20 protein-coding genes and 1 pseudogene are annotated in these 25415 nt (G+C 23.8%); 8 read left to right on the forward strand and 13 right to left on the reverse strand.

The window, feature by feature from the left end; genetic code table 11:
• Positions 1 to 75 precede the first annotated feature (75 nt).
• Positions 76 to 666, forward strand: a complete 591-nt coding sequence (gene ribA, locus HU701_RS01585) for a GTP cyclohydrolase II (protein WP_178919160.1) — start codon at positions 76 to 78, stop codon at positions 664 to 666.
• A gap of 215 nt (positions 667 to 881) precedes the next feature.
• Here the strand turns inward: ribA and cls are convergent, their stop codons facing one another.
• From cls to trpD, 8 genes are all read right to left on the reverse strand, one after another.
• Positions 882 to 2342, reverse strand: a complete 1461-nt coding sequence (gene cls, locus HU701_RS01590; RefSeq protein ID WP_158346313.1) for a cardiolipin synthase — start codon at positions 2340 to 2342, stop codon at positions 882 to 884.
• A 258-nt stretch (positions 2343 to 2600) separates the two neighbouring features.
• Positions 2601 to 3011 carry an acyl-CoA thioester hydrolase YciA gene (gene yciA, locus HU701_RS01595; RefSeq protein ID WP_158346315.1) on the reverse strand — a complete coding sequence of 137 codons (411 nt, stop codon included), beginning with the start codon at positions 3009 to 3011 and terminating at the stop codon, positions 2601 to 2603.
• 30 nt (positions 3012 to 3041) lie between these two features.
• The gene (locus HU701_RS01600; RefSeq protein WP_158346317.1) at positions 3042 to 3575 is read right to left on the reverse strand and encodes a septation protein A; all 534 of its coding nucleotides are present in this window, start codon (positions 3573 to 3575) and stop codon (positions 3042 to 3044) included.
• Positions 3576 to 3601: 26 nt separating this feature from the next.
• The gene (locus HU701_RS01605; protein WP_178919162.1) at positions 3602 to 4345 is read right to left on the reverse strand and encodes a YciC family protein; all 744 of its coding nucleotides are present in this window, start codon (positions 4343 to 4345) and stop codon (positions 3602 to 3604) included.
• Between the two features lie 119 nt (positions 4346 to 4464).
• Positions 4465 to 5268 carry a tryptophan synthase subunit alpha gene (gene trpA / locus HU701_RS01610; protein ID WP_178919164.1) on the reverse strand — a complete coding sequence of 268 codons (804 nt, stop codon included), beginning with the start codon at positions 5266 to 5268 and terminating at the stop codon, positions 4465 to 4467.
• Complete coding sequence (gene trpB / locus HU701_RS01615) at positions 5255 to 6451, reverse strand: tryptophan synthase subunit beta (protein WP_158346323.1); 1197 nt, start codon at positions 6449 to 6451, stop codon at positions 5255 to 5257. The genes trpA and trpB overlap by 14 nt, the downstream gene beginning before the upstream one ends.
• A 39-nt stretch (positions 6452 to 6490) precedes the next feature.
• Positions 6491 to 7846: a bifunctional indole-3-glycerol-phosphate synthase TrpC/phosphoribosylanthranilate isomerase TrpF gene (gene trpCF, locus HU701_RS01620; RefSeq protein ID WP_178919166.1), complete on the reverse strand. Its 1356-nt coding sequence runs from the start codon at positions 7844 to 7846 to the stop codon at positions 6491 to 6493.
• A complete protein-coding gene (gene trpD, locus HU701_RS01625) occupies positions 7824 to 8855 on the reverse strand; it encodes an anthranilate phosphoribosyltransferase (protein ID WP_158346327.1) in 1032 nt (343 codons plus the stop codon). The genes trpCF and trpD overlap by 23 nt, the downstream gene beginning before the upstream one ends.
• Positions 8856 to 9061: 206 nt before the next feature.
• On the opposite strand from trpD, the pseudogene HU701_RS01630 reads away from it, so the two are divergent.
• A pseudogene (locus tag HU701_RS01630) lies at positions 9062 to 9993 on the forward strand (DMT family transporter).
• Positions 9962 to 10696: a pseudouridine synthase gene (locus HU701_RS01635; protein WP_178919167.1), complete on the forward strand. Its 735-nt coding sequence runs from the start codon at positions 9962 to 9964 to the stop codon at positions 10694 to 10696. Before HU701_RS01630 ends, HU701_RS01635 begins: the two are co-directional and overlap by 32 nt.
• 1714 nt (positions 10697 to 12410) lie before the next feature.
• Here HU701_RS01635 and HU701_RS01640 read toward each other — a convergent pair.
• Entirely contained in the window at positions 12411 to 13202 is a 792-nt protein-coding gene (locus HU701_RS01640; protein ID WP_158346331.1) for an inositol monophosphatase family protein, read from the reverse strand.
• Positions 13203 to 13398: 196 nt separating this feature from the next.
• On the opposite strand from HU701_RS01640, the gene rlmN reads away from it, so the two are divergent.
• The 4 genes from rlmN to glyA all read left to right on the forward strand — a co-directional run bounded on the left by rlmN (position 13399) and on the right by glyA (position 18318).
• Positions 13399 to 14481, forward strand: a complete 1083-nt coding sequence (gene rlmN, locus HU701_RS01645) for a 23S rRNA (adenine(2503)-C(2))-methyltransferase RlmN (RefSeq protein WP_178919170.1) — start codon at positions 13399 to 13401, stop codon at positions 14479 to 14481.
• A 101-nt stretch (positions 14482 to 14582) separates the two neighbouring features.
• Positions 14583 to 15686 (forward strand): flavodoxin-dependent (E)-4-hydroxy-3-methylbut-2-enyl-diphosphate synthase, encoded by a 1104-nt coding sequence (ispG, locus tag HU701_RS01650; protein ID WP_178919499.1) that lies wholly within the window; start codon positions 14583 to 14585, stop codon positions 15684 to 15686.
• Positions 15687 to 15728: 42 nt separating this feature from the next.
• On the forward strand, positions 15729 to 17024 hold the full coding sequence (gene hisS / locus HU701_RS01655) for a histidine--tRNA ligase (RefSeq protein WP_158346337.1): 1296 nt from the start codon (positions 15729 to 15731) through the stop codon (positions 17022 to 17024).
• A 40-nt stretch (positions 17025 to 17064) separates the two neighbouring features.
• Positions 17065 to 18318 carry a serine hydroxymethyltransferase gene (glyA, locus tag HU701_RS01660; RefSeq protein ID WP_158346339.1) on the forward strand — a complete coding sequence of 418 codons (1254 nt, stop codon included), beginning with the start codon at positions 17065 to 17067 and terminating at the stop codon, positions 18316 to 18318.
• A gap of 59 nt (positions 18319 to 18377) precedes the next feature.
• Here the strand turns inward: glyA and bioD are convergent, their stop codons facing one another.
• A complete protein-coding gene (gene bioD, locus HU701_RS01665; RefSeq protein WP_158346341.1) occupies positions 18378 to 19082 on the reverse strand; it encodes a dethiobiotin synthase in 705 nt (234 codons plus the stop codon).
• Between the two features lie 200 nt (positions 19083 to 19282).
• Complete coding sequence (gene bioB, locus HU701_RS01670; protein WP_158346343.1) at positions 19283 to 20305, reverse strand: biotin synthase BioB; 1023 nt, start codon at positions 20303 to 20305, stop codon at positions 19283 to 19285.
• Positions 20306 to 20381: 76 nt separating this feature from the next.
• On the opposite strand from bioB, the gene bioA reads away from it, so the two are divergent.
• Positions 20382 to 21668: an adenosylmethionine--8-amino-7-oxononanoate transaminase gene (bioA, locus tag HU701_RS01675; RefSeq protein WP_178919173.1), complete on the forward strand. Its 1287-nt coding sequence runs from the start codon at positions 20382 to 20384 to the stop codon at positions 21666 to 21668.
• Between the two features lie 5 nt (positions 21669 to 21673).
• On the opposite strand, the gene HU701_RS01680 is transcribed toward bioA, so the two are convergent.
• Both HU701_RS01680 and mfd read right to left on the reverse strand, forming a co-directional pair.
• Positions 21674 to 22678: a beta-propeller fold lactonase family protein gene (locus HU701_RS01680; RefSeq protein WP_158346347.1), complete on the reverse strand. Its 1005-nt coding sequence runs from the start codon at positions 22676 to 22678 to the stop codon at positions 21674 to 21676.
• A gap of 43 nt (positions 22679 to 22721) precedes the next feature.
• Complete coding sequence (gene mfd, locus HU701_RS01685) at positions 22722 to 25133, reverse strand: transcription-repair coupling factor (RefSeq protein WP_178919175.1); 2412 nt, start codon at positions 25131 to 25133, stop codon at positions 22722 to 22724.
• Between the last annotated feature and the right edge of the window lie 282 nt (positions 25134 to 25415).

Here is a 25415-nt window from a genome sequence, read left to right on the forward strand (position 1 = left end):
TTTAAAATATTTTTTTTATATATTTATGTTAATTTAAATCCATGAAATTCTAATAGAAATAAGAGCGGAGTCTTTATGCAATTAATTAAAATAGAAAAAGCTATATTACCTACTCGTTGGGGAGATTTTATCATATTCGGATTTGAAGAGAAAAAAAACGGAAAAAATCATATTGCTCTTGTTTATGGTGATATAAAAAAAAATATGCCTATTCTTTCTAGAATACATTCTGAATGTTTAACAGGAGATGCTTTATTTAGTTTACGATGCGATTGTGGAGATCAATTAAAAATGGCAATGAACAAAATTGCAGATGAGGGAAGAGGTGTACTAATATATCATCGTCAAGAAGGTAGAAATATTGGTTTATTAAATAAAATTAAAGCCTATTCTTTACAGGATCAAGGTTTGGATACTGTTGAAGCTAACTTAAAACTTGGTTTTTCTGCGGATGAACGAGATTTTTCATTATGTGCTGATATTTTTAACATTTTGAATATTAAAAAAATTCGATTACTAACTAATAATCCATATAAAGTTGATATGCTTACTGCTTCTGGAATTGATGTTGTAGAAAGAGTTGCTCTTATAGCGAAAAAAAATAATAAAAATTATTGCTATTTAAAAACTAAAGCAGAAAAGATGGGTCATTTGTTATTTAAGTAAAAATTTTTTTAAAAAATATATATGATGTAAATTTTACTTTAATATATTATTTAATAGTATTAGATATATTTTTAAAAAAATTTTATTCTATTTAAAATAGAAGGGGTTTGATTAAACCCCAACTTAATTATTTAATTTATTTATTTTTATATTGTAAAAATAATTTTTTATATTTTTCGAAATAGTTTAAAAACATAATTTTTTAATAAAAATATTTATAATAATGGACTTAAAAAATAAAAAATTTTTTCTAATATTTTTTTCCAATATGCACGATTAGACCAAATTTTTTTGTCTAGTAATTCAGAATTAGAAATGTATTCTTTTTGTGTTAAAGATAATTTTTTACTAAAATTATTATCATCAATTACTAAAGTAATTTCAAAATTTAACCATAAACTTCTCATATCTAAATTAGCAGTTCCAATTAAGCTAAGTTGACGATCAACTAATATGCTTTTGCTATGCAACAATCCATTTTTAAATTGATAAATTTTTACTCCCGCTTCTAACAGTTCACTAAAAAAAACTCTACTCGCCCATTTGACTAAAACAGAATCATGATATAATGGTATAATAATGCTTACTTTTACACCTCTTTGAGCAGCTGTACAAATAGCATGCAATAAATCGTCACTAGGAACTAAATATGGAGTGGTCATAATTAATTCATTTCTCGAAGAATAAATTGCTGTTAATAAAGCTTGATGAATTACATTCTTAGGAAATCCTGGACCAGATGCAATTACTTGAACGCTAGAATTTTGATTAGATGTATTTTTTAACATCTCTTTATTAGGTAATTTAGGTAAAATTTTAAACCCCGTTTCAATCTCCCAATCACATGAGTAAATCATACCTATTGTTGTAGCTATTGGACCTTCAATTCGAGTCATTAAATCGATCCATTGACTAATTCCTGAAGATTTTTTAAACAAATTAGGATCTACTAAATTCATACTTCCAGAATATGAGATATAATTATCAATTAATATTATTTTTCTATGCTGTCTTAAATCCAATCGATGTAAAAACATTCTTACTAAATTAACTTTTAATGCCTCAACAATCTGAATTCCAGATCTTTTCATTTTTTGAACCCATGGACTTCTGAAAAAATCAATACTACCAGCTGAATCTAACATTAATCTGCATCGTATACCTCGTTTTGCTGAATTTATAAGTGCTCTTGCGACATCATCAGCAAGACCTCCTGGTTTCCAAATATAAAATACCATTTCAATATTTCTACGTGCTAGATAAATATCTCGAATTAAAATGCTAATAGTTTTTTTATTATCCGTTAATAATGTAATTTTGTTATTTTTAATCCCAGACATGCCTTGTCTATGTTTACATAGTTGAAACAAAGAAGTGGCAACTTCACTATTTTTGATTTGAAAAATATATTTGCAAGATTTTAGTTGATTAAGATATTGATTAGATATAGACCAAATTTTTTTTGCTATTCTTTTATGTCTTTTCTCTAAATAAAATTCACCAAAAAAAAACCAAATTGCAATACCAATAAAAGGGATAATATAAATCGTTAATAGCCAAGACATAGAAGAAGGTATACTACGACGTTTAATTAAAATACAATAGGTAATATTAACAATAATTAACCAGTATATTAAAACAACTAGACACGTAGTTGAATCATAAAAAATATCCATTCATTTGAAGATCCTATTTATACTTTTTTAAAAAAAGTTTTATATTTGATTGAATGTTGTACATTTTTAAATGATTTTATTAAAAAATAATAAAAAATTATTACTTTTGGTAAAATATTTAAAAATTAAATGTATTTTATAACACTTTTAAAAAAGTAATGTTTTTAAATAAAAATATTTTTATTATTACTTTTTTAAAGTGTTAATTTTTATTTAGAAAAAATTTTTTATTTTAATTTAAAATTTTTAAATATGATTTTAAATAATGCTCATTGGTAATAACTCACGAGGTTTTCCCATTTTATCAATTGCTACATAAATAAATGTTGCTTCCGTAGCACAATAATATTGTCCTGATGGTTTAGAATGAATTTTTTTAATCCAAACTTCCACATTAATCTTGATCGAACTTTTACCAATTTTAATACAATTCGCATAGCAACTTACAATATCACCAACTGATATAGGTTGTAGAAAAGTCATTCCATCTACTCTAACAGTGACAACTTTTCCTCCTGCAATCTCTTTAGCTAATATAGCCCCTCCCATATCCATTTGCGACATAATCCATCCTCCAAATATATCACCATTAGCATTTGTATCTGAAGGCATTGCTAGAGTTTGCAAGACAATTATTCCTTTTGGTAATAATTTGTTTTTTTTTAGCATTATTAAAATATTCACTCTATTATACAAAAATTATTTCTTTTTTAATGTTTTATAATTTATATAAATACTTGTAGCTATAATAGAAAAAAGCATTAAAATTGAAAGTCCAAATACCTTAAAATTTACCCATGTTTCTTCTGAAAAATAAAAAGCTATATAAATATTTAAAATGCTACAAAATAAAAAAAATAATGCCCAAAAAAAATTAATTTTTTTCCAATAAATGTTAGAAAGTTTTATGTTTTTTTCTAAAAATTTTTGTATTATTGGTTTTTTTTCATAAAATTGACTCATTAATAATATAATAGAAAAAAACATATAAATTATTGTTACTTTCCATTTAATAAATTGACTATTATGAAAAAATATAGTTAATGAACCTAAAATACTAATTAAAATAAAGCTAATTACATTAATTTTATCTATTTTTTTATAAATAATATAATGTAATGCACAAGTTAAACCTGACATAATAATTAAAAACTTAGACGCTATAAAAATATCATACGTTTTATAGAATATAAAAAAAGTTATTATTGGTAATAAATTTAGTATTTTTTGCATATCAAGACCTAAAAAATTGTTTATTTTTAAGTTCGTAATAACAACATATAAAACCTAAATAAATATATTGTTAAAATAGAAAAAAATATATTTATATTGACATTTAATATAAAAAAAATAAAATTTTTGTTTATGAAGTGAAAGTGTAATAAAACTTTTGTTGAAATAAATTTGACACACATCCAAAATAATACTCCTGTACCTACAATATTTATATATTTCCAAGAAATAGAAATACTTAAACGTATAGATTCCATCAAAGTGTTTTTTTGAAACGATAAAATAATAGGTGATAAAGCAAGTAATATTGACAAAAATATACCTGGAATAATAAAAAACATAAAACCTATTTGAATAATAATATTAGTAATACAATTTAATACAAATAAACTTGGTATAATTTTAATAAAAAACATTAAAGAAAGTGTAATTCGTTTTTGTTTATTGCTAGATAGATATGTAATTAAAGTAATGATACTTCCTAATAAAAAAGTTTTACTGGTTAAAAATTCAATTATTTTAAATATTGAATATTTTAATAATTCTTTTTTTTCGTATTCACTCATATTATTTATAAAATCAAAAACTGAATAAGAATTAATAAATCTATTATTTTCTATCATAGAAATAATATGCATATCTGGTTTAATTAAAATATTTATTATAATACTGATTAAAGTACTAATAATAGATATAAAAAAAATAGATTTTATTTCTTTGGATACAAAGTGAGACGTATCATTATATAATTCACGTATTGTAATAAACATATGTATATCCCCTTCAAATATTATATAAAATTTTAAGATAATACATATTATTAGAAATTAATATATTCTTTAAAAACAATTTAAAATGTAAGAAATAAATTTTTAAAAATTTATTCAAATTATTTTGTAGATTGTATTAATTTAAAACTGAAATCTTTTATTTTTTTTATCATATCTTTTTCTACGCTTAAATTTTTTTCAATAATATTTATAATTGCTGAACCACATATTACACCATTAGTTCCAGATAAAATTGATTTTTTTACTTGTGTAGAATTTTTAATCCCGAAACCTTGTAATAATGGCAGAGTATTATATTTTTTGATCTTTTTTATAAATTTATTCGGAAGTGAAACTGTTTTTTCTTTGATACCAGTAACACCAGGACGCGATAATAAATAAATATAACCTTTTGCATATAAAGAAAGTTGTTTTAAAAATTTTTCATTTGCATCAGGAGGACATATAAAAATAGAGTTAATATTAAATTGATTAGCATATTTGTAAAAAATGTCATATTCTTCAATAGGTACATCTGCTATTAATACAGAATCTAAATCAGATTTTGAACATTGTTGATAAAAATTTTTGATACCTTGGTTATATATAAGATTAGCATATAATAATATCCCTATAGGTATATTAAAATATTTTTTACGTAAAGTTTGAATAACGTCGAAATATTTTAAAATACTATAATTATTAGATAAAGCACGTAAATTTGATTTTTGAATTATAGGACCGTCTGCTAATGGATCTGAAAATGGAATACCCAATTCTAATGCATCTGATCCATTTTCAATTAGTGTATCTATAATTTTTATCGAAGTTTCTAAAGAAGGATCACCTATTACGACAAATGGAACAAAACATCCTTCTTTGAGTATATTTTTTTTTTCAAACATTTTTTTATAACGACTCACAATTTTTCCTATTTTTAAAAATTTTACTTACTGTAAAAATATCTTTGTCCCCACGACCAGAAAGATTAACTATTAAAATTTGATTTTTATTAGGATGAAGATTCATGATTTTTAATGCATAAGCTATCGCATGAGAAGATTCTAAAGCTGGAATAATACCTTCTTTTTTAGATAAAACAGTGAATGCTTCTAATGCTTCTTTATCAGTAATTGAAACATATTGAGCGCGTTTAGTGCTATTTAACCAAGCATGTTCAGGGCCTACAGACGGAAAATCTAAACCAGCAGAAATTGACCAAGATTTTTGAATTTGACCTTCTTTATTTTGCATTAAATAAGATTTCATTCCAAAATAAATACCCTTTCTACCGATATTTAATGGTGCTCCATGATTTCCTGTACTTATGCCCTTTCCAGCTGGTTCTACACCAATTAAATTGACTTTCTCGTTTATAAAATCAGTAAATATACCAATCGCATTTGAACCTCCTCCAACACATGCAATAACAGAATCGGGTAATCTACTTTCTTTTTCTAAAATTTGCTGTTTAGCTTCCTCACCAATCATCTTTTGAAATTCTTTTACAATTTTTGGATATGGATGAGGACCCGCAGCTGTTCCTATCATATAATATGAATATTTATAACTACTAGACCAATCTCTCAATGCTTCATTACATGCATCTTTTAAAGTACCAGAACCACTTTTCACAGGTATAACTTTTGCACCCATTAATTTCATACGAAATACATTTGGTTTCTGACGCTCAATATCTTTATATCCCATATAAATACGACATTTTAAATTCATTAAAGCACAAGCAATGGCGGTTGCTACACCATGTTGTCCAGCACCAGTTTCAGCAATAATTTCTTTTTTGTGCATCTGAATCGCTAGCATGGCCTGACCTAGTACTTGATTAGTTTTATGTGCTCCTCCATGTAACAAATCTTCTCTTTTTAAATAAATACGTGTTTTTGTTCCTTCAGTTAAATTTTTACATAAAGTTAATGGCGTAGGTCTTCCTGCATAATTTTTTAAAAGATATGAAAGTTTTTTTTGAAAATTCTCATCTTTTTTTGTAAAAACAAAATTTTTTTCTAGCTCATATAAAGCCGGCATTAATATTTGAGGAACATACATGCCTCCAAATTCCCCAAAATAAGGATTGAGTAAAGTCATTTAGTTTTATTTCTCTTGTTATTCATAAAAACCGATTTGTTAGAGTCTTAATTTTTGAAAAATTAATTTAATTTTTTTATGATCTTTAATACCAGGTGATATTTCTACTCCAGAATTCAAGTCTAATCCATAACAGTTGAATTTTGATGCGAGACTACAATTTTGAATATTAATACCTCCTGCTAAAATTACATTTTTTAATGTGTAATTTTTCAAAATGTTCCAATTAAATGATGTATTACTTCCTCCAGAATAAGAATCAAATATATATTTATTTATAAAATCCCAGTTAATTAAAGGTAATTTTGATTGAATAGAAAATGCTTTCCAAATTTGGATATTTTTGGATAACCTTTTTTTTAATAGATCAATATATTTTTGATTCTCACATCCATGTAATTGAATTGCATATAGACATAATTCATTAGAAATGTCTAAAATAGTATTAATATCTTGGTTTTGAAATACTCCTACGTACTTTAAATTACTATTAAAGATTACATTTTTTGCAATTTTTTTTGTGATCTTACGAGGTGAATTTTCTGCGAAAATTAAGCCTCCATAAATTGCACCATATTTTTCACTAACTTGAGCATCAATAGAACGAGTTAAACCACATATTTTATTATTACCAAAAATTAAAGATTTAATACTAATTTCTAAATTTTTTTTTGACATTAAACTTGAGCCAATTAAAAAACCATGGACCATTTTACTTAATTCTTTTATTTGAGCATTTTCAGTTATTCCTGATTCACTAATAATAATTCTATTTTTTATTAATGGGGATAAAATTTTAGTTCGATTTAAATCAATTGATAAATCATGTAAATTACGATTATTGATCCCAATAATTAAGGCATTTAATTGAATTGCACGATGTAGCTCTGTTGTATTATTAACTTCTGTTAAAACTTCCATATTTAATTCTTTTGCTATGTTATATAACATCATATATTGCTTGTTATCTAAAATAGATAACATAAGCAATATAGCATCCGCTTTATAATATCTAGCTAAATAGACTTGATATGAATCAATGAAAAAATCTTTACATAAAATTGGTTGATAAACATTATTTCTCACAATACTGATAAATTTTAAATTTCCATGAAAATACTTCTCATCTGTTAAGACTGAAATTGCAGAAGCATATTTTTTATATACATTAGAAATCTCAATTAGATTAAAATTTTTTTTAATAACTCCTAAAGAAGGAGATGATTTTTTACATTCTAATATAAAAAAAGGATTTTTATTTTTCAATGCATTAAAAAAATTTCGAGTTTTTACATTAATTTTTTTTTTGATATCTTTGAGGGGTTCTTTTTTTTTTCTATCTTTGATCCAATCTATTTTATATTTTATAATTTCATTTAGTATTGTTTCTGCCATATTCATCTTCTTTTAACATATTGGAAATTTTAATTATATGTTTATAAATTTCACCGCTACGAATTTTATTCAATACCATTTTCGTATTTTTCTTTAAATCTTCGTATCCAAAAATTTTTAACAAAATTGCAACATTTACAGCAATTAATTCTTCATATAATCTATCTCCTTTACCTTGTAGAGTTTTTTTAATAATATTATAACTTTCTTCCTGAGAACTGACTGCATGTATTGGTTTAATATGTTCTTTTAAACCGAAATCTTTTGCTTCTAACTGATATGAATGAATTTTTTTATTTAATAATTCCGAAACATATGTTATACCATTTAATGTAACTTCATCAGTTCCATCACTATGGATTATAATGCCTCGTTGATATTTTAGTTTTTTTAAAATTTCTACCATAGGATTAATTAAATCTTTTTTATAAACACCTATTACTGTGAAAAAGGGACGAGAGGGATTTAAAAATGGCCCCAATAAATTAAAAATCGTTTTAATTTTTAAAGTTTTTCGAATTTTAGAGACGTATTGAAAGCCATCGTGATATTTAGGTGCAAATAAAAAGCAAATATTTAATTGATCTAAGGTTTTTAATGAACTTTGAATAGATGGATTTAAATTAATTTTAAATTTTTTTAAAATATCAGATGAGCCTGATTTGCTTGATACGCCTTTATTGCAATGTTTGATAATTTTAAATCCAAGATGAGATGCAGTAAAAGCGCTGGCAGTTGAGATATTAATTGTATTTTTACTATCCCCCCCTGTGCCAACTATGTCAGCAAAAATATAATTAGGTCGAGGGAAAAACTTCATAGCTTTTAAACAAGCACCAATTGCTCCTAATATTTCTTCTATTGATTCATGTCGAACATGCATAGCAGTTAAAATAGATGACAATTGTATTTCATTTATTTTTCCAGAAATAATAGAATTAAACAATCTATAACTTTCTTCTTGATCTAAAGATTCTAGCTTATAAAGTTTTTTGAATATATGTTGCATTGATAACCTTTTAAAATGTTAATTTAAAAATTAATATTTTTGTTGTTTTATAATTTTCACAATAATCGATTGAGTAAAATAATTCAATTTAAATTTAAGAAACTTTATCTATAATATTATTTGTATCTAAAAAAATTTTATTCACATGTTATATAACTATTAATATAATACGTTATATATAATGATTTTATTGTTGGAAATTTAAAATGAACAAGATAATAATAATATTATTATTTTCCTTAGTCTCTATAACCTGGGGGACTACTTGGATAGCAATGAAAATTGCTGTAGAAACAATTCCTCCATTATTTGCGACAGGAATACGATTTTTAATTGCTTCTCCTGTGCTTATTGTTCTTTCTTACATTACAAAGACACCTCTTTTATTTCCATATGGTCAAAGAAATTTTCAAATTACTATTTCTTTTTTCTATTTTTCAATACCTTTTACATTAATGTTATATGGTGGAAAATATGTTAATTCTTCTATTTCTTCAGTGATTTTTGCTAACATGCCAGTTGTTGTACTAATACTTTCTTCTTTTTTTTTAAAAAAAAAATAGATTCAATTAAAAAAATTGGTATATTTATTTCTTTGATTACATTATTTTTTATTTTATTTTTTAATTTAGAAGCAGAATGCTTTTTTCAATGGAAAGGCATTTTAGCTTTAATTTTAGCATTAGTTAGTCATGCTTTAATTTATATAGAATGTAGAAGAAAATGCACTGAAATTTCAGTTATTACATTTAATGCACTACCATCTTTAATATCTGGAGTATTTTTATCTATTATTTCTTGGTTTTTAGAAAAACCTAATATTTATTTATTTTCTGAAAAATCAATGTTAGCTATATTTTATCTTGGAAATTTTTCAGGCGTATTTGGTATACTGTCTTATTTTTATTTACAAAAAAAAGTTAGTTCATTTTACGCTTCAACTATTTTTTTAATTTTTCCTATAATTTCTTATGTTTTAGAAATTTATTTTTATAAAAAAACATTTTTTTTCTATGAATTATTTTGTATTTTACCGCTATTTACAGGAATACTATTAACGTTAATTCCAATAAATTTTTTTAAAAATATTAAAAGGCGTTTTTTTAATGACAGAAAAAATACAAAAAATACTTTCTAATTTAGGATATGGTTCGCGTCGAAGTATAGAAAAGATAATCGAAAAGGGAAATGTATTCTTAAATGGAAAAAGAGCAATAGTTGGGCAACGTGTAGATAAAAACAATCCTGGAGAAATTTTTATTGGAAATGAGAAAATAATCTTTAAAGAGCATAAAAAATTAGAAATTATTATTTATAATAAACCCATAGGTGAAATTTGCACTAGAAATGATCCGAAAAAACGATTAACTGTATTTGATAAATTGCCTTTTTTAAACTTAAGTAGGTGGATTAGTATTGGGCGTTTAGATATTAATACAAAAGGATTATTATTATTTACAAACAATGGGGAATTAGCAAATCAACTAATGCATCCGAGAAATAAAATTGAACGTGAGTATTATATACGTGTGTTTGGTGAAATAAACATAAATACAATAAATATTTTAAAAACAGGAGTTAAAATTAAAGATGGTTATGTTTCATTCAAAAGTATTGAATTAATTTCAAAAAATAAAAGCAAAAATAAATGGTTTAAAGGCGTTTTATGTGAAGGAAAAAATCGTGAAATTAGATTAATTTTTCGTTCAATTAAATGTCAAGTTAACAAATTAATTAGAATTAGATATGGTAATATTTTTTTACCAAAGAACTTAAAAGAAGGGGGATGGGAAAAATTAAACGATAAATTATTAAATGATTTATGTAACTTAGTTAAATAATAAATTTGCATTATTTAATATTTTACATCGAATTTTTAAAAAATTATTATAAAAAATAATATATCATAAAATAATACTAAATTTTAATTAAAATATAATTTTAAAAGTATAGCTGTTTAATTCTTTGAATTAAATGATTAATTATGAATAAATATTTTTTTAAGATCGTTTTTAAAGCAAAGAAAAAATTTAAACTTAAAATAATCGGTAATTCTATGTGCTGGTATTGGAAAAATAATTGATAAAAATTTTTTAAATTTATTCATCTAGTATTTAATAAAATGATTTAATATTCAATTAAAAAATTTTTAAAATATTAAGAAAATTAATATACACCTGAAATATAGATAATCAAATCAAATGTTGATCAATTAAATTTGAAAAACATAATTTCTTTTTACTATGCAGTGATTTTCTATATAAATAAAGTACTTGCTTTAAATAATAGTTATCTAGTTAATACAATTTTTGAAAAAATGAAAATCTAATTTTGATTTAGAATTTATCAAAAAATTATTTTTAGCGAAAAAGTTACATCAAGAAGAATATGTAACATATACAAGAATTGATTTTTTTGTTCAAGACTGATGTAATTAAAAGACAATAAATTATATAAAATGATATAGAATAAAATCATAATTAATCAAATGAAAATAAAAATATAAATCTATTATTCTTAAAGTAATAGTAGTTAATTTAAATTAGCGTTTTCTAAAATATTAAAATTTTCAAATAAAGAATTCAATAAAATAAGTGGAATTCAAAATCAATTTTCAAACCTTATGATAGATACAAATATATTTTTTAAAGGAAATTATATTTATTGAAAAATTTATGAAATATCTAAAAGATTCGATAAAACATCATAAAGGCACAAACTATAAAAAATTAGAAGATTTAAGACTCGTACAGATATAGCAATAAACAAATATTTCACATTTATAAGTATCAAAAATAAAAAATTTTAAAAAATAAAGCAATTTCTAAAAAAATAGTATTAAAAAACACAGCTATTTCAATACATATTAATTTCTGTAATCTTAATAAAAAACAACGATAAAACAGTATGAAAAATACATTTTTAAGTAGTTTAGGGCATAATTGAAAATGCAAAAGAGTATTATAAAAAATACTGTTAATTAAATTGTATTAAAATAATTCAAATTTAATAAAAACATATCGCTAAAAAAATTAAAACATATAGTATTATAATTAATAAAAATTCAACAATTTATATTTTTAGTAATCATCTTAAATATGTGATTTGTTATTCTCAGAAAATAAAATTGGATAGTCTCATTTTTTTATCTAAAATTTTTTTATAAAACATGTAAAATATAAAAAATTTTGTCTAATATTATAATATTAGTAGATAAATTAGATTTTATTTTATTTAAAGATATATTATAGATTAAATTTAATACATGGTTTCTAAAAGAAAAAGTACATAATTTTTTCTGTTATTTATATTTTCTGAATCAAAAAAAATTACTCTTGTAAAAAAATTAACTTAATTTAAATATTTATTATCTAAGAAACTATATTATTTATTTGATATTCTTAAAATAAGTGAAAAAGTAAAAAATTTGTGATTTATTTTAATAAACGAAAAAAATCGTAGTATGTTACCTCGAAAAAGAAAATAAATTTTCAGATTGATCAGCGTTTTAATTAAAAATTAATGATTCATCTTAAATATATCATAATTAAAAAATTATATTTTTAATATATAATATTTTCGTATTTTTTCAGCAATTGATTTAATAAACTTAGGGCTACTAGTTAAACTTAAAACGCCATCGATATTTTTTTCTTGAAGACTATTCGTTAAACATCCAGATTCTCTTGCTTGTAACTGTCCTGCAATAAAATTAACAGAATTTAATAAATTATAATTAACAATTAAACAATCTATTTTTCCAGAGGATACATATGCTAAATCAAGTAAAACTGAACCAGTACATCTAAACGAAATACCAGATAAAACAAGTTCTTTATGTACCTCTAAATATGATTTAGACTGTATTTTTTGATATTTTAAATGCGTTGATATTATCACATCACTTAAAGTGTTCACATTAGTACAACGAGTACGATATCCGTTTAATTGCGATCCTTGACCCCTAACAGAAGTAAATAAATCATTTTTTATAGGATCATATATTACTGATATTTCTGTGTTTTTTTTTATTATTACTGCTATTGATATACAAAAATGTGGGAAATTTTTAATGAAATTTTTTTTACCATCCAATTCATTTATAATCCATAAAATTTTTTTATCATTTGACATGTAGTTCGTGTTTTTTTTAATAATAATATGACTTGGATAATATTTATAAATAATCTCACTAATAACTTGATATGTTTTATTCATCACTTGCTTAATAAAATATTGTTTTTTTTCATAATCGTCTTTAATAAATTTTTGAGTATCGTAATTTTGTATAATAATATTTCCTCCTTTCCGAATTGCACGAATTGCGATATTTAACATGGGATGCATTAAATTCTCCTAATTAAAAATAATTTATTTATTTTTCATTAAATAATAATATCATAATTTATATACATATTTAATGTTTTTAATTTTTTAAATCAATTCATAATTTTAAAAAAATTTAATATTAATCAAATTTTTTAATATAATTTTTATACTTATTTGATAGATAAAATTATTATCTTTAATTAAGGTGTTTTACATGGATAAAAAAATTAATTTAAATATTTTAGATTCTCAAGTAAATTTACTAGATCTAGATTTTAAAAATATTCAATTGTTTCTTGCGTCTATTGGGGCAAAAAATTTTACTGCTGAACAAATTATAAAATGGATTTACAGTCATAATTGTTATGATTTTGATAAAATGTCAAATATTAGTAAAAATATTAAAAAAAAGCTATACCAGAACTCTTGTATAAAAATATCAAATTTTTCAGAAGAAAAAGTATCTTCTGATGGTACAATAAAATGGATTACATCTTTAAATAATCAAAAAATAGAAACAGTTTATATACCGGAAAAAAAACGTTCTACTCTTTGTATTTCATCACAAATTGGTTGCCCTTTAAAATGTGATTTTTGTGCCACAGGAAAGCAAGGATTTAATAGAAATTTAAAAGTATCTGAAATTATTTCTCAAATTTTACAAGCTAAAAAAAAATTAAAAAATACACATATAACTAATATAGTATTTATGGGAATGGGCGAACCATTATTAAATTTAAATAACATTATTACGGCATTAAAAATTATTTTAAATACAAATGGTTTTGGATTATCTAAACGCCGTATTACTTTGTCTACTGCAGGAATTGTCCCAGCAATAGATCGATTAAATAAAAACATTGATATTAATCTAGCAATCTCTTTACATGCTTCTAATGATAATATTAGAAATCTTATTATGCCGATTAATAAAATATATAATATCGAATCTCTTTTAAGTGCGGTATCTAGATATTTAAAGAATTCTAATGCCAATCGAAATGGGGTTACTATAGAATATGTGATGCTTAAAAATATTAATGATTCTATTAAAAATGCTGAGGAGTTAGCTTATATTTTAAAAAAAATACCTAGTAAAATAAATCTTATTCCTTGGAATTCTTTCAAAAATTCAAATTTTATATCTAGTACTGAGAATAGTATTCATACTTTTGCAAATATTTTAAGAAAAAAAGGATTTAATACAACAATTCGTAAAAATAGAGGGAAAGATATTGATGCTGCTTGTGGTCAGTTAACAGGAAATATAATTAATTATCGTAAAAATCATTTATAAATTTCGAACAATATTATATATTAGTTTTATTTACTATAAAATTGACATAATTAAAAATTTAAAATTAGATATTTATTCTAATCTTAACAACATATTACAATATAATGAATAAATATAAAGCTATTAATAGAAGAAAATCTAATCGTATTTATGTAGGAAATGTTCCTATTGGAAATAATGCGCCTATTTCTGTACAATCTATGACAAATACGAAAACCACAGACATCCAAGATACAATTAATCAAATTGATCAATTAAAAAGAGTAGGAGTTGATATTATAAGGATTTCTATTCCAACAAAAGAAGCGGCGGAAGCATTTAAAATAATTAAAAAAAAAACAAATATTCCACTTATAGCAGATATACACTTTGATTATAGATTAGCTATAAAATCTATACAATATGGCGCGGATTGTTTAAGAATTAATCCTGGAAATATTGGCAAAAAAAGAAAAATTAATGAAATAGTAAGTTGTGCTAAAGATAATAATATTCCAATTAGAATAGGAATTAATTCTGGGTCATTAGAACATGATATATTAAAAAAATATAAATCTCCTTTACCAGAAGCTTTAGTAGAGTCTGCTATAAGAAGTATAGAACATTTTGATAGTTTAAATTTTCATCAATTTAAAGTTAGTGTAAAAGCATCTGATGTTTTTTCTGCTGTTAAAGCAAATAAAATATTAGCAAAAAAAATTACACAACCTATACACATCGGTATAACAGAATCTGGAAGTATACGTAATGGCACAGTAAAGTCATCTATTGGAATTGCTTCCTTGTTATCTGAAGGAATTGGAGATACTTTAAGAGTGTCTTTAGCTGCTCATCCTATTGAAGAAGTGAAAGTAGGTTATGATATTTTAAAAGTTTTAGGAATTAGGTTTAGAGGCATTAATTTTATTGCTTGCCCTACTTGTTCAAGGCAAGAATTCGATGTTATTAAAGTAGTAAAAGATTTAGAAAAAAAACTAGAAGATATTGAAACGTCTATGGACGTTTCTATCATCGGGTGCGTTGTAAATGGATTAGGTGAAGCTAAAATGGCAAACCTAGGAGTGACTGGAGGATATAAAAAAAGCGGGTTATATCAAGACGGTATACGTCAAAAAAACAAGCTAAATAACAAAGATATAGTGCGAGAACTAGAAATCTATATTCGTAAAAAATCAAGTGAATTAAAAAATAAAAATGATAACTAATTATTAACAATTTATAAGTATATTTATAAATAAGAGATCAGAGTGAATAAAAAAATTAGTTCAATTAGAGGAATGCATGATTATTTTTCTGAAGATTTAGAGATTTGGAACAAATTAGAAAAAAATTTTAAACAGGTTTTAAACAGTTACTCTTTTGAAGAAATCAAACTTCCTATATTAGAAAAAACAGAAATTTTTCAAAGAGCTATTGGAAATGTTACAGATATTATAGAAAAAGAAATGTATTCGTTTTACGATAAAAAAGGCAATAGTTTAACTTTGAGGCCTGAAGGAACTGTAGGTTGTGTACGAGCTATAATACAAAATAATTTATTATATAAAAAAAAATTAAAATTTTGGTATTTAGGACCAATGTTTAGATATGAACGTCCTCAAAAAGGACGATATCGTCAATTCTATCAATTAGGTGTAGAAGTTTTCGGATTAAGCGAAATAGATGTTGATTTAGAAGTAATTTTATTGACAAATCGTTTATGGAAAATTTTAGGTATTAATTTTGACTTAACATTAGAAATAAATTCAATTGGCTTGCAATTAGATCGAATTAAATATCAAAAAGAATTAGTTTTTTTTCTCGAAAAATATAAATCTTTTTTAGACGAAGAATCTAAAAGACGTTTATATTCTAATCCATTCCGTATTCTAGATTCCAAAAATTTAAATGTTCAACGTATATTAAAAAAAGCTCCGTCATTAAATAATTTTATTAATGACAAATCATTAAACCGATTTAATAATTTATGTCATATAATGAAGACACATGGTATTAAATATAAATATAATCCAAATTTAATAAGAGGTTTAGATTATTACACTGATACAGTATTTGAATGGAAAAGTAATGTAATAGGATCAAAAGATACTATTTGTGCAGGTGGAAGATATGATGCTTTAGTTGAAGAATTAGGTGGTGTAAAAAAACCAGCAATAGGATTTGCTATAGGAATTGAGCGTTTAATTTTATTAATGAGATCGAAAAATGTTCTTTCTAGAAAAAGAGAAAAAATTAATATTTATATTATTTTTTTAGGAGAGGAAAATAAAAATCACGCTATCAGTTTATCAGAAGAAATGAGAGATATATATCCTAAGCTAAACATATTTATGAGTTTTTCGAATTTTAGTCTTTCAAAAAAAATTAAGCACGCTGTTGAATTATCATCTCGTATTGTAATTTTAATAGGTGCGAATGAAATTAAGAAGAAATGTTATTTAATAAAAGAGTTAGAAACAAAAAAAGAATCTTATCTTTTTAAAAGTGAATTAATACTAAAAATTAATAGTATTTTTAAGAAGCATCTTTCAAGAGAAAATTAACTTTTAAAAAATTTATTTTAATTTTTATTTCAGGAAAAAAATGTTTAATAAAAAGATAGAATTTAATAAATATGATCCAGAGCTATGGATAGCTATGTTAAAAGAAAAAGAAAGACAAGAGAATCATATAGAATTAATTGCATCAGAAAATTATGCTAGTACTTATGTAATGCATGCTCAAGGATCTCAGTTAACTAATAAATATGCGGAAGGTTATCCAGGAAAGCGATACTATGGTGGCTGTGAACATGTAGATATTATAGAACAATTAGCTATTGATCGCGCAAAAAAATTATTTAACGCTGATTATGCAAATGTTCAGCCTCATTCAGGTTCTCAAGCTAATTTTGCGGTTTATACAGCTCTTTTAAAACCTGGAGATGTAATTTTAGGTCTGAAATTGTCTCATGGGGGGCATTTAACACATGGTTCTTCTGTAAATTTTTCAGGGAAATTGTATAATTCAATTACCTATGGAGTAGATCTAAACGGAGAAATTAATTATGAAGAAATATATGATTTAGCTAAAAAACATCGACCGAAAATGATCATTGGTGGTTTTTCTGCATATTCTGGTATTTGTGATTGGTCTAAAATGCGTAATATTTCAGATGAAATAGATGCCTATTTAGTTGTGGATATATCTCATGTTGCGGGATTGATTGCTACAGAACTTTATCCAAGTCCAATAGATTATGCGCATGTTGTCACAAGTACTACACACAAAACATTAGCAGGACCTCGAGGGGGGCTTATTCTAGCTAAAAACGGAAATAATACGTTTTATAACCGATTAGATTTATCTGTTTTTCCGGGTGGACAAGGTGGACCACTCATGCATGTGATTGCAGGAAAAGCGGTAGCTTTTAAAGAAGCTTTAGATCCGAATTTTAAAATATATCAAGAACAAATTTTAAAAAATGCTAAAATTATGGTTAAAACATTCTTAAAAGAAGGATATGAAATTATTTCAGGAAATACTTATAATCATTTATTTTTAATAAATCTCACAAATAAAAAAATTACAGGTAAAGATGCTGATATTGCTTTAGGAAAAGCTAACATTACTGTGAATAAAAATACTATTCCTAATGATATTAGAAGTCCTTTTATTACCTCAGGAATACGTATTGGAACACCTGCTGCTACAAGAAGAGGTTTTAAAGAATCAGAAATGTTACAAGTTAGTTTATGGATTACAAGTATTTTAAACGATATTCAAAACACCAAAAATATTTTGAAAATTAAAAATAAAGTCTTAGAAATATGCTCTAAATATCCTGTGTATATATAAATTCTTATAAATATATCCATCTTTGTTAAAGATAATATTAATTTTGCTAGCAATATATTTCATTCAGGTAATTTAATTTTAATTTTATTTACGTCTATGTTATTTATATTTTTTAAATAAGGCACTATCCCTAATAACGGCGATTTAATATAACTTAACAAAGTTTGGATATAATATGAAGTGTATTTATTTTCTGGAAAAACATTATTGGCAATCCATCCTGAACATATCAAATTATCTGAAAGAATAGATTTTTCAGTCAAAATAGCATGGTTAATACATCCTAATTTTATTCCTACAACTAAAATAACTGTTAATTTTTCTTCTTGTACCCAGTCCGAAAAAGTATATTTGTTTGATATAGGAGTGTACCATCCACCAGCACCTTCAATTAAAATCCAATTAGATTTTAAAGAAATTTTTTTTAAACCTAGAGATAAATGTTCTTTTTTTATTTTTCTTTTATTTATTAAACTTAGTATATTAGGTGGGGCGCTTTCAACAAATGAAATTGGATTAATTTCTTTATAAGTTAAATAAATAGAACTGCTTTTTTTTAAAATATAACTATCCTCATTAATAAATTCATATTTTTTTTCGTTAGTCTTAAAAGTTATATCTTTATACTTTTTTGCCCCAGAAGATATTGGTTTATAACCTGCTGTTACATAACCAAAATTACTTGCTTTTTTTAATAAAATTCCACTTATAGTGCTTTTTCCGATGTTTGTATCAGTACCAGTAACAAAAAATTTTTTTATCATAACTGTTTTATATTTTGATTAGGAAATAATATATTTCAAAGTAAACCAATAAAATATTGTAAAAAACGCATAAATTTAAATTAGCGTAACTCAAACCAGTTTATTCTATGTATTTAAATAATAAATACAAGAATATCATGGTTAGTTACTTAATTAATTATCTTTTATTTCAAATTTAAAAACAAAAAATTTTTTTATCTTTAAGCTCCGGCGTTATAATATTTCTCTTTATTTAATTTGATATTTTTTAAATTAAAGTTTTTTTCTTTTGTTTGATCTTTTTGATTATAATTAGGGAATAAATTTAATTTTTTAAAAAGCTTTAAATCATTTTCTTTCTCGGGATTATCAGAAGTTAATAATTTACATCCATAAAAAATAGAATTTGCTCCAGCCATAAAACACATAGCTTGTGTTTGATCATTCATATCTTTTCGACCCGCTGATAATCGAATATAAGACCTAGGCAACATAATACGAGTAGCTGCTATAACTCTAATAAAATCAAATGGTTCTACATCTAAATTGTTCTCCATTGGAGTACCTTTTATTTTAACTAACATATTTATTGGAACACTTTCAGGTTGTTTAGGAAGATTTGATAACTGCATTAATAATTCCATTCGATCTTGTATTTTTTCTCCAAGACCAATAATACCTCCAGAGCATACTTTCATTCCAGCATCACGAACTACTTTTAAAGTTGTTAAACGTTCTTTATATGTTCTTGTTGTAATAACATTTTTATAAAAATTTTCAGATGTATCTAAATTATGGTTATAAAAATCTAATCCGGCATTTGATAATCTTTTTGCTTGAGTGTTGTTAATACTACCTAAGGTCATACAAGTTTCCATGCCCATTTTTTTTACTTCTTTAATAATTTTTTCTAAATACGGCATATCTTTTTCATTAGGATTTTTCCATGCTGCACCCATACAAAATCGAGTTGAACCTGAATCTTTAGCATTTTTTGCAGATTTTAAAATTTGCTTCAATTCTAATAATGATTGTTTCTTTAATCCTGTTTTATACCTAGCACTTTGCGGGCAATATTTGCAGTCTTCTGGGCACGAGCCGGTTTTAATAGATAATAATGTACTGATTTGTATTTTATTGGGATTGAAATTTTCACGATGTTTTTTTTGAGCTTCAAAAACAAGATCAAAAAAAGGTTTTTCAAACAATGATTTTGTATCTTCTAGATTCCATTTTTTTTTCATGTCATCTCCAAAAAAATATGATTTTTTAAATTAAATGCTTATAATAAGGTATTCAATATTTTATACATAAATCATAATGAGTCAATCTGATATATTGTTTGATTATAAACATATTTGGCATCCATATTCTTCTATTATAAATCCTCTTCCTTGTTATTCTGTTATATCAGGTAAAGGAGTATATTTAAAATTAAAAAATGGAAAGAACATAATAGATGGAATGTCTTCATGGTGGTCTGCTATACATGGATATAATCATCCTATACTAAATAAATCTTTAAAGAAGCAAATAAAAAAGATATCACATGTTATGTTTGGAGGGATCACGCATCCTTCAGCTATTTTACTTTGTAGGAAATTAATTAAATTAACTCCAGAAAAATTAGATTGTATTTTTCTTTCAGATTCTGGATCAGTATCTATTGAAGTAGCAATAAAAATGTTGATTCAATATTGGACATCTTTAGGTCAAAACAGAACAAAAATATTAACTATTCGAAATTCTTATCATGGCGATACTTTTGCTGCTATGTCTATTTCTGATCCAGAAAATTCTATACATAAAATATATAAAAATTTCTTACCAAAAAATTTGTTCGCAAAAGCTCCAACTTCTAATTTTAATCAAGAATGGGATGCTAATGATATTATATCATTTCAAACAATAATAGAAAAAAATCAATTAAATATAGCCGGTGTAATATTAGAACCTATAGTACAAGGTGTGGGTGGAATGAAATTTTATCATTCTATATTTTTAAAAAAAGTTGAAGAATTATGTAAATATTATTCAATTCCATTAGTTTTTGATGAAATTGCTACAGGATTCGGTCGGACTGGAAAATTTTTTGCCTTTCAACATGCTAATGTTGTTCCTGATATATTATGCTTAGGAAAAGCTATGACTGGTGGCACAATAACATTAGCTGCGACTTTAACTTCGCGTAATATTGCTAATACTATTAGTAGAAGTAATATTGGTTGTTTTATGCATGGGCCAACTTATATGGGTAACGCACTAGCATGTTCTGTAGCTCATGCTAATATAAAAATATTAGAAACAAACGAATGGAAAAAACAAGTTATTAATATTGAAAAAGAGCTGTTGAACAGTTTATTGCCGTTAATTGAACACCCAAGAGTCATTGATGTTCGTGTCTTAGGAGCCATAGGTGTAGTTGAATGCAAACAACACATTAATTTAAAATTAATGCAAAAATTTTTTGTAAAAAATGGTGTTTGGATAAGACCTTTTAAGAAATTAATTTATATTGTGCCTCCTTATATTATAAGCATAGAAAATTTAAAAAAACTTATTTATGTTATTCAAAAATCCTTAGATGAAAACATTTTATTTTTTTAAAAAGTTTAAATTGTATAAGTCAGTATCCATAGAGGTTCTATACCTGTAGAGTATGTATTTAATTTTGTTAAATATCCTGTTTTTTGATTGATACTATATATAGAAAAATTATTAGATTTCTGACTTGCTACAATTATATATTTATCATAAAAATCAATACAGAACGTGCGCGGCTGCTGTTCTATATAGTAAATTTTCACAAAGGAAATAGTACCATTATTTTTATTTATACGAAATAGTGAAAGACTATTTAACATTCTATCAGAAACATATAAAAAATTACCGCATGATGTTAAATGAATATCAGCAGACCAATATTGATGAAAAATAATATTATTTTCTATAATTGAAGTGTTTTGTATATTTTCCACTTTAAATATATTTTTTCTTATATAGATTTTCCAAACATCTATAGTACCATTAAGCTCATTGATAGTATAAATAAAATCTTCATTAGGATGAAAACTAATATGACGTGGTCCTGAGTTCAATTTAGTTTGAATAAATTTTTGTTTTGTATGTTTTAATATTCCATGTTGTGTCAAATTATATAAATAGATACAGTCTTCTTTTAACGCAGTTACAAATAATATATTATATTTTATATTCATTAATGCTGCATGGCATCCATTAATATCATAAATAATTTGAATTGGATCTTTAGGAATTCCATATTGATTTAATGGAATAACACTGAGAGAATTAGTATGGTATGAACTACAAAATAAAAGGTTTTTTTTAGGACTAAAAGAAATATAATTAGGACTTCCTGGAATACAACTTTCATTTTTTTTTTCTAAATAACCATCTTTTTTGATAGTATATACAATTATACGATTTTTAGGACGAATTCCGACATATAATAAATTTTTATCCTTAATATAATTAATTGGTTGCACATTTCCATCAGTGTTAATTGTTTGAATTAATTCCATTTTTCCGTCTGGATATAAATCCCATGCTTCTATAGTTTGACTGGTTGAGTTAGCAATATAAACAATTTGTTTCATATAGTTCCTGTTATAAAAATGAAATTTTATTTTTTAATTAATTTCAATTGTTTAATGTTTTTAAATTTTTTAATAAATTTATAATCCAATTTACACGTATAGAATCGCTTTCAAAACTATGAAAAAATTTTAATTTTGTAGAATCAATCATTTTCCAAAGATTAGGTTCATTTTTAAAAAGTGAAAGTAAATATTCCATATTAATTGAATTTTTTTTATTAAACTTTATAATTCCTATATTTTTATTAGATTTAATATGTGAAATACCAATTTTTTTTGTGAGTAATTTGATCTTTGCAATTAAAATTAAATTTTTAGCAGATGTCGGTAGCTTTCCAAATTGATTAAGAAGCTCTAAAGATATTGTTTCAATTTCTTTTTCGCTTTTAGCATTTTCAATTTTTTCATAAAAAAATAATCGTTGATTTACATCAAAGATGTAATTTTTGGGCAATAAAGCAGGAATATATAGTTCAATGTATGATTTTTTGATTAAATTCTCTAATAATATTTTTTTTTCTCCATTTTTATAAATTTTAATAGTTTTATGTAATAATTTCATATATAAATCAATCCCTATGCAATCAATATGACCACTTTGTTCTTTTCCAAGCAATTCACCTATTCCTCTAATTTCTAAGTCTCTATTAGATAAATTAAATCCTCCTCCAAAGTTATTTGTTATAGCAATCGCTTCTAATCTTTTTTGAGCATCTAATGTAATTTTTTTAAAATTTTTAACAAATAAAAAAGCATATCCTTGATTGTTAGCGCGTCCAATTCTACCTCTAAGTTGATGTAACTGAGATAAACCAAAATGATCTGCGTTTTCAATAATAATGGTATTTGCTTTAGGTATATCAATACCACTTTCTATAACAGTAGTGCAAACTAATACATTAAAATAGTTGTGATGAAATTCATTCATTATTTGCTTTAATTCAATATAGTTCATTTTTCCATGAACAATTTTAATTTTGGCATGAGGAACTACATTTAACAATTTTATAACTACATTATCAATTCCTTGAATTTGATTATATATATAATATACTTGTCCGCCTCTAGATATTTCTTGGGAAATTGCTTTTTTTATTAAAACCGGACTATATTCTTCTATAAAAGTTTTTATTTTTTTTCTTTCTTTTGGAGGATTAGATATAATAGATAAGTCTTTTATTCCATGCATTGCCATATTTAATGTACGAGGGATTGGAGTTGCTGTTAAAGTTAATATGTCAATATGAGAATATATTTTTTTAATTATTTCTTTATGAATTACACCAAATCGGTGTTCTTCATCAATAATTAATAAACCAGGATTATACCATTCAATATTTTCGAACAAAATTTTATGAGTACCTATCAATATATTAATTTTACCAATACTAATATTTTTTAAAATTTTTTTCTTTTCTTTTATACTTCGAAACCTAGATAATATATCTATATTTATAGACCAATTAGAAAATCTTTTTGAAAAATTATTAAAATGTTGTTCTGCTAATAATGTTGTTGGAACTAAAACAATAACTTGTTTTTTATTTGATATACATATAAAAGCAGCTCTCATTGCAACCTCTGTTTTTCCAAAACCTACATCACCACAAATTAATCTGTCCATAGGAATAGATTTGTTCATATCATTTAATACAGAATTTATAGCGTTTCTTTGATCTAAGGTGATTTGAAAAAAACAATCTTGACAAAAAAGATTATATTGTTTTTCATTTTTTTTAAACGAAAAACCTTTTTTGGATAGTCTATTCGCATAAATATTTAATAAAATTGCGGCATGATCATATAAATTTTGACTAATTTTATTTTTTTCTTTATCCCATTTATCACCACCTAATTTATGTAAAATAACATTTTTTGATGAATTTTCAGAATATGGAAAAATTAAATGTAAATATGAAATAGGCACATACAACTTATTTTCTTCTGCATATAAAATCACTAAATATTCAGACTCATAACTAGCTGTTTTTATTGTAGTTAATCCTTGATATCTTCCAATTCCATGCTGAACATGTATAATAAGATCATTAATTTTTAATTGGTATAAAAATTTGTTTTTAATAGGTTTAATATTTATACTATTAGTAGTTTTAATTATTTCTTTTGTAGAGATAAATAAAAAATTTTTTTTAACATCTATAAAATTTTTATGCAAATTTCCTATAATGTAAAAAAAATTACTTTTATCATTAACATCATAAATATTTGTTATGTTTTTAGGGTAAATATTTTTTAAATTTAAAATTTTTAAAACTGTCATCAAACATTCTTGTTTTGTTATAAAAAAAATAATTTTTCCTGAAAAATTGTATAAAAAAGAAAAAATTTTTTTAGAATTTTTTATATTTTCATTTGTTTTTAACAAACTTGGCAGCTTCTGACAATAATAGTTCAAGGGATGTTTATTTACTATCTCTTCAAAGATAATTTTCATAATAGAATGTTTTTAAATAAAATAAAAATGCTTTAATTTTGATTAAAAATTTCAAAAAAATAATTTTTAAAATTAAATTATATCGATACTGAAAATATTTTATATACATCAATTATATTTTCTAAGTTTTTGGTTTCACAATTAAATTAAAATAAATTTAATTATTTACAAAAATTGCAGTAATTTATTGTAAAGTAAATGTAAATAAAATAATGATGCTATTTGTAGTTTATTATATTATTTTTTAAAAAAAAATATTATAATTTAGTTTTAAATTTTTTA

The sequence above is a fragment of the Buchnera aphidicola (Aphis gossypii) genome (genome assembly GCF_013394915.1).
Lineage (GTDB): Bacteria > Pseudomonadota > Gammaproteobacteria > Enterobacterales > Enterobacteriaceae > Buchnera > Buchnera aphidicola_AZ.

What these genes read in the sequence shown, in the direction of transcription:
- HU701_RS01640 (WP_158346331.1), bottom strand. Translation starts at nt 13,202, where the DNA reads ATGCATCCCATGTTAAATATCGCAATTCGTGCAATTCGGAAAGGAGGA.
- bioB (WP_158346343.1), bottom strand. Translation starts at nt 20,305, where the DNA reads ATGAAAAAAAAATGGAATCTAGAAGATACAAAATCATTGTTTGAAAAA.
- HU701_RS01600 (WP_158346317.1), bottom strand. Translation starts at nt 3,575, where the DNA reads ATGCAAAAAATACTAAATTTATTACCAATAATAACTTTTTTTATATTC.
- bioA (WP_178919173.1), top strand. Translation starts at nt 20,382, where the DNA reads ATGAGTCAATCTGATATATTGTTTGATTATAAACATATTTGGCATCCA.
- glyA (WP_158346339.1), top strand. Translation starts at nt 17,065, where the DNA reads ATGTTTAATAAAAAGATAGAATTTAATAAATATGATCCAGAGCTATGG.
- HU701_RS01635 (WP_178919167.1), top strand. Translation starts at nt 9,962, where the DNA reads ATGACAGAAAAAATACAAAAAATACTTTCTAATTTAGGATATGGTTCG.
- rlmN (WP_178919170.1), top strand. Translation starts at nt 13,399, where the DNA reads ATGGATAAAAAAATTAATTTAAATATTTTAGATTCTCAAGTAAATTTA.
- trpB (WP_158346323.1), bottom strand. Translation starts at nt 6,451, where the DNA reads ATGACTTTACTCAATCCTTATTTTGGGGAATTTGGAGGCATGTATGTT.
- bioD (WP_158346341.1), bottom strand. Translation starts at nt 19,082, where the DNA reads ATGATAAAAAAATTTTTTGTTACTGGTACTGATACAAACATCGGAAAA.
- ribA (WP_178919160.1), top strand. Translation starts at nt 76, where the DNA reads ATGCAATTAATTAAAATAGAAAAAGCTATATTACCTACTCGTTGGGGA.
- cls (WP_158346313.1), bottom strand. Translation starts at nt 2,342, where the DNA reads ATGGATATTTTTTATGATTCAACTACGTGTCTAGTTGTTTTAATATAC.
- trpCF (WP_178919166.1), bottom strand. Translation starts at nt 7,846, where the DNA reads ATGGCAGAAACAATACTAAATGAAATTATAAAATATAAAATAGATTGG.
- mfd (WP_178919175.1), bottom strand. Translation starts at nt 25,133, where the DNA reads ATGAAAATTATCTTTGAAGAGATAGTAAATAAACATCCCTTGAACTAT.
- yciA (WP_158346315.1), bottom strand. Translation starts at nt 3,011, where the DNA reads ATGCTAAAAAAAAACAAATTATTACCAAAAGGAATAATTGTCTTGCAA.
- trpD (WP_158346327.1), bottom strand. Translation starts at nt 8,855, where the DNA reads ATGCAACATATATTCAAAAAACTTTATAAGCTAGAATCTTTAGATCAA.
- HU701_RS01680 (WP_158346347.1), bottom strand. Translation starts at nt 22,678, where the DNA reads ATGAAACAAATTGTTTATATTGCTAACTCAACCAGTCAAACTATAGAA.
- HU701_RS01605 (WP_178919162.1), bottom strand. Translation starts at nt 4,345, where the DNA reads ATGTTTATTACAATACGTGAATTATATAATGATACGTCTCACTTTGTA.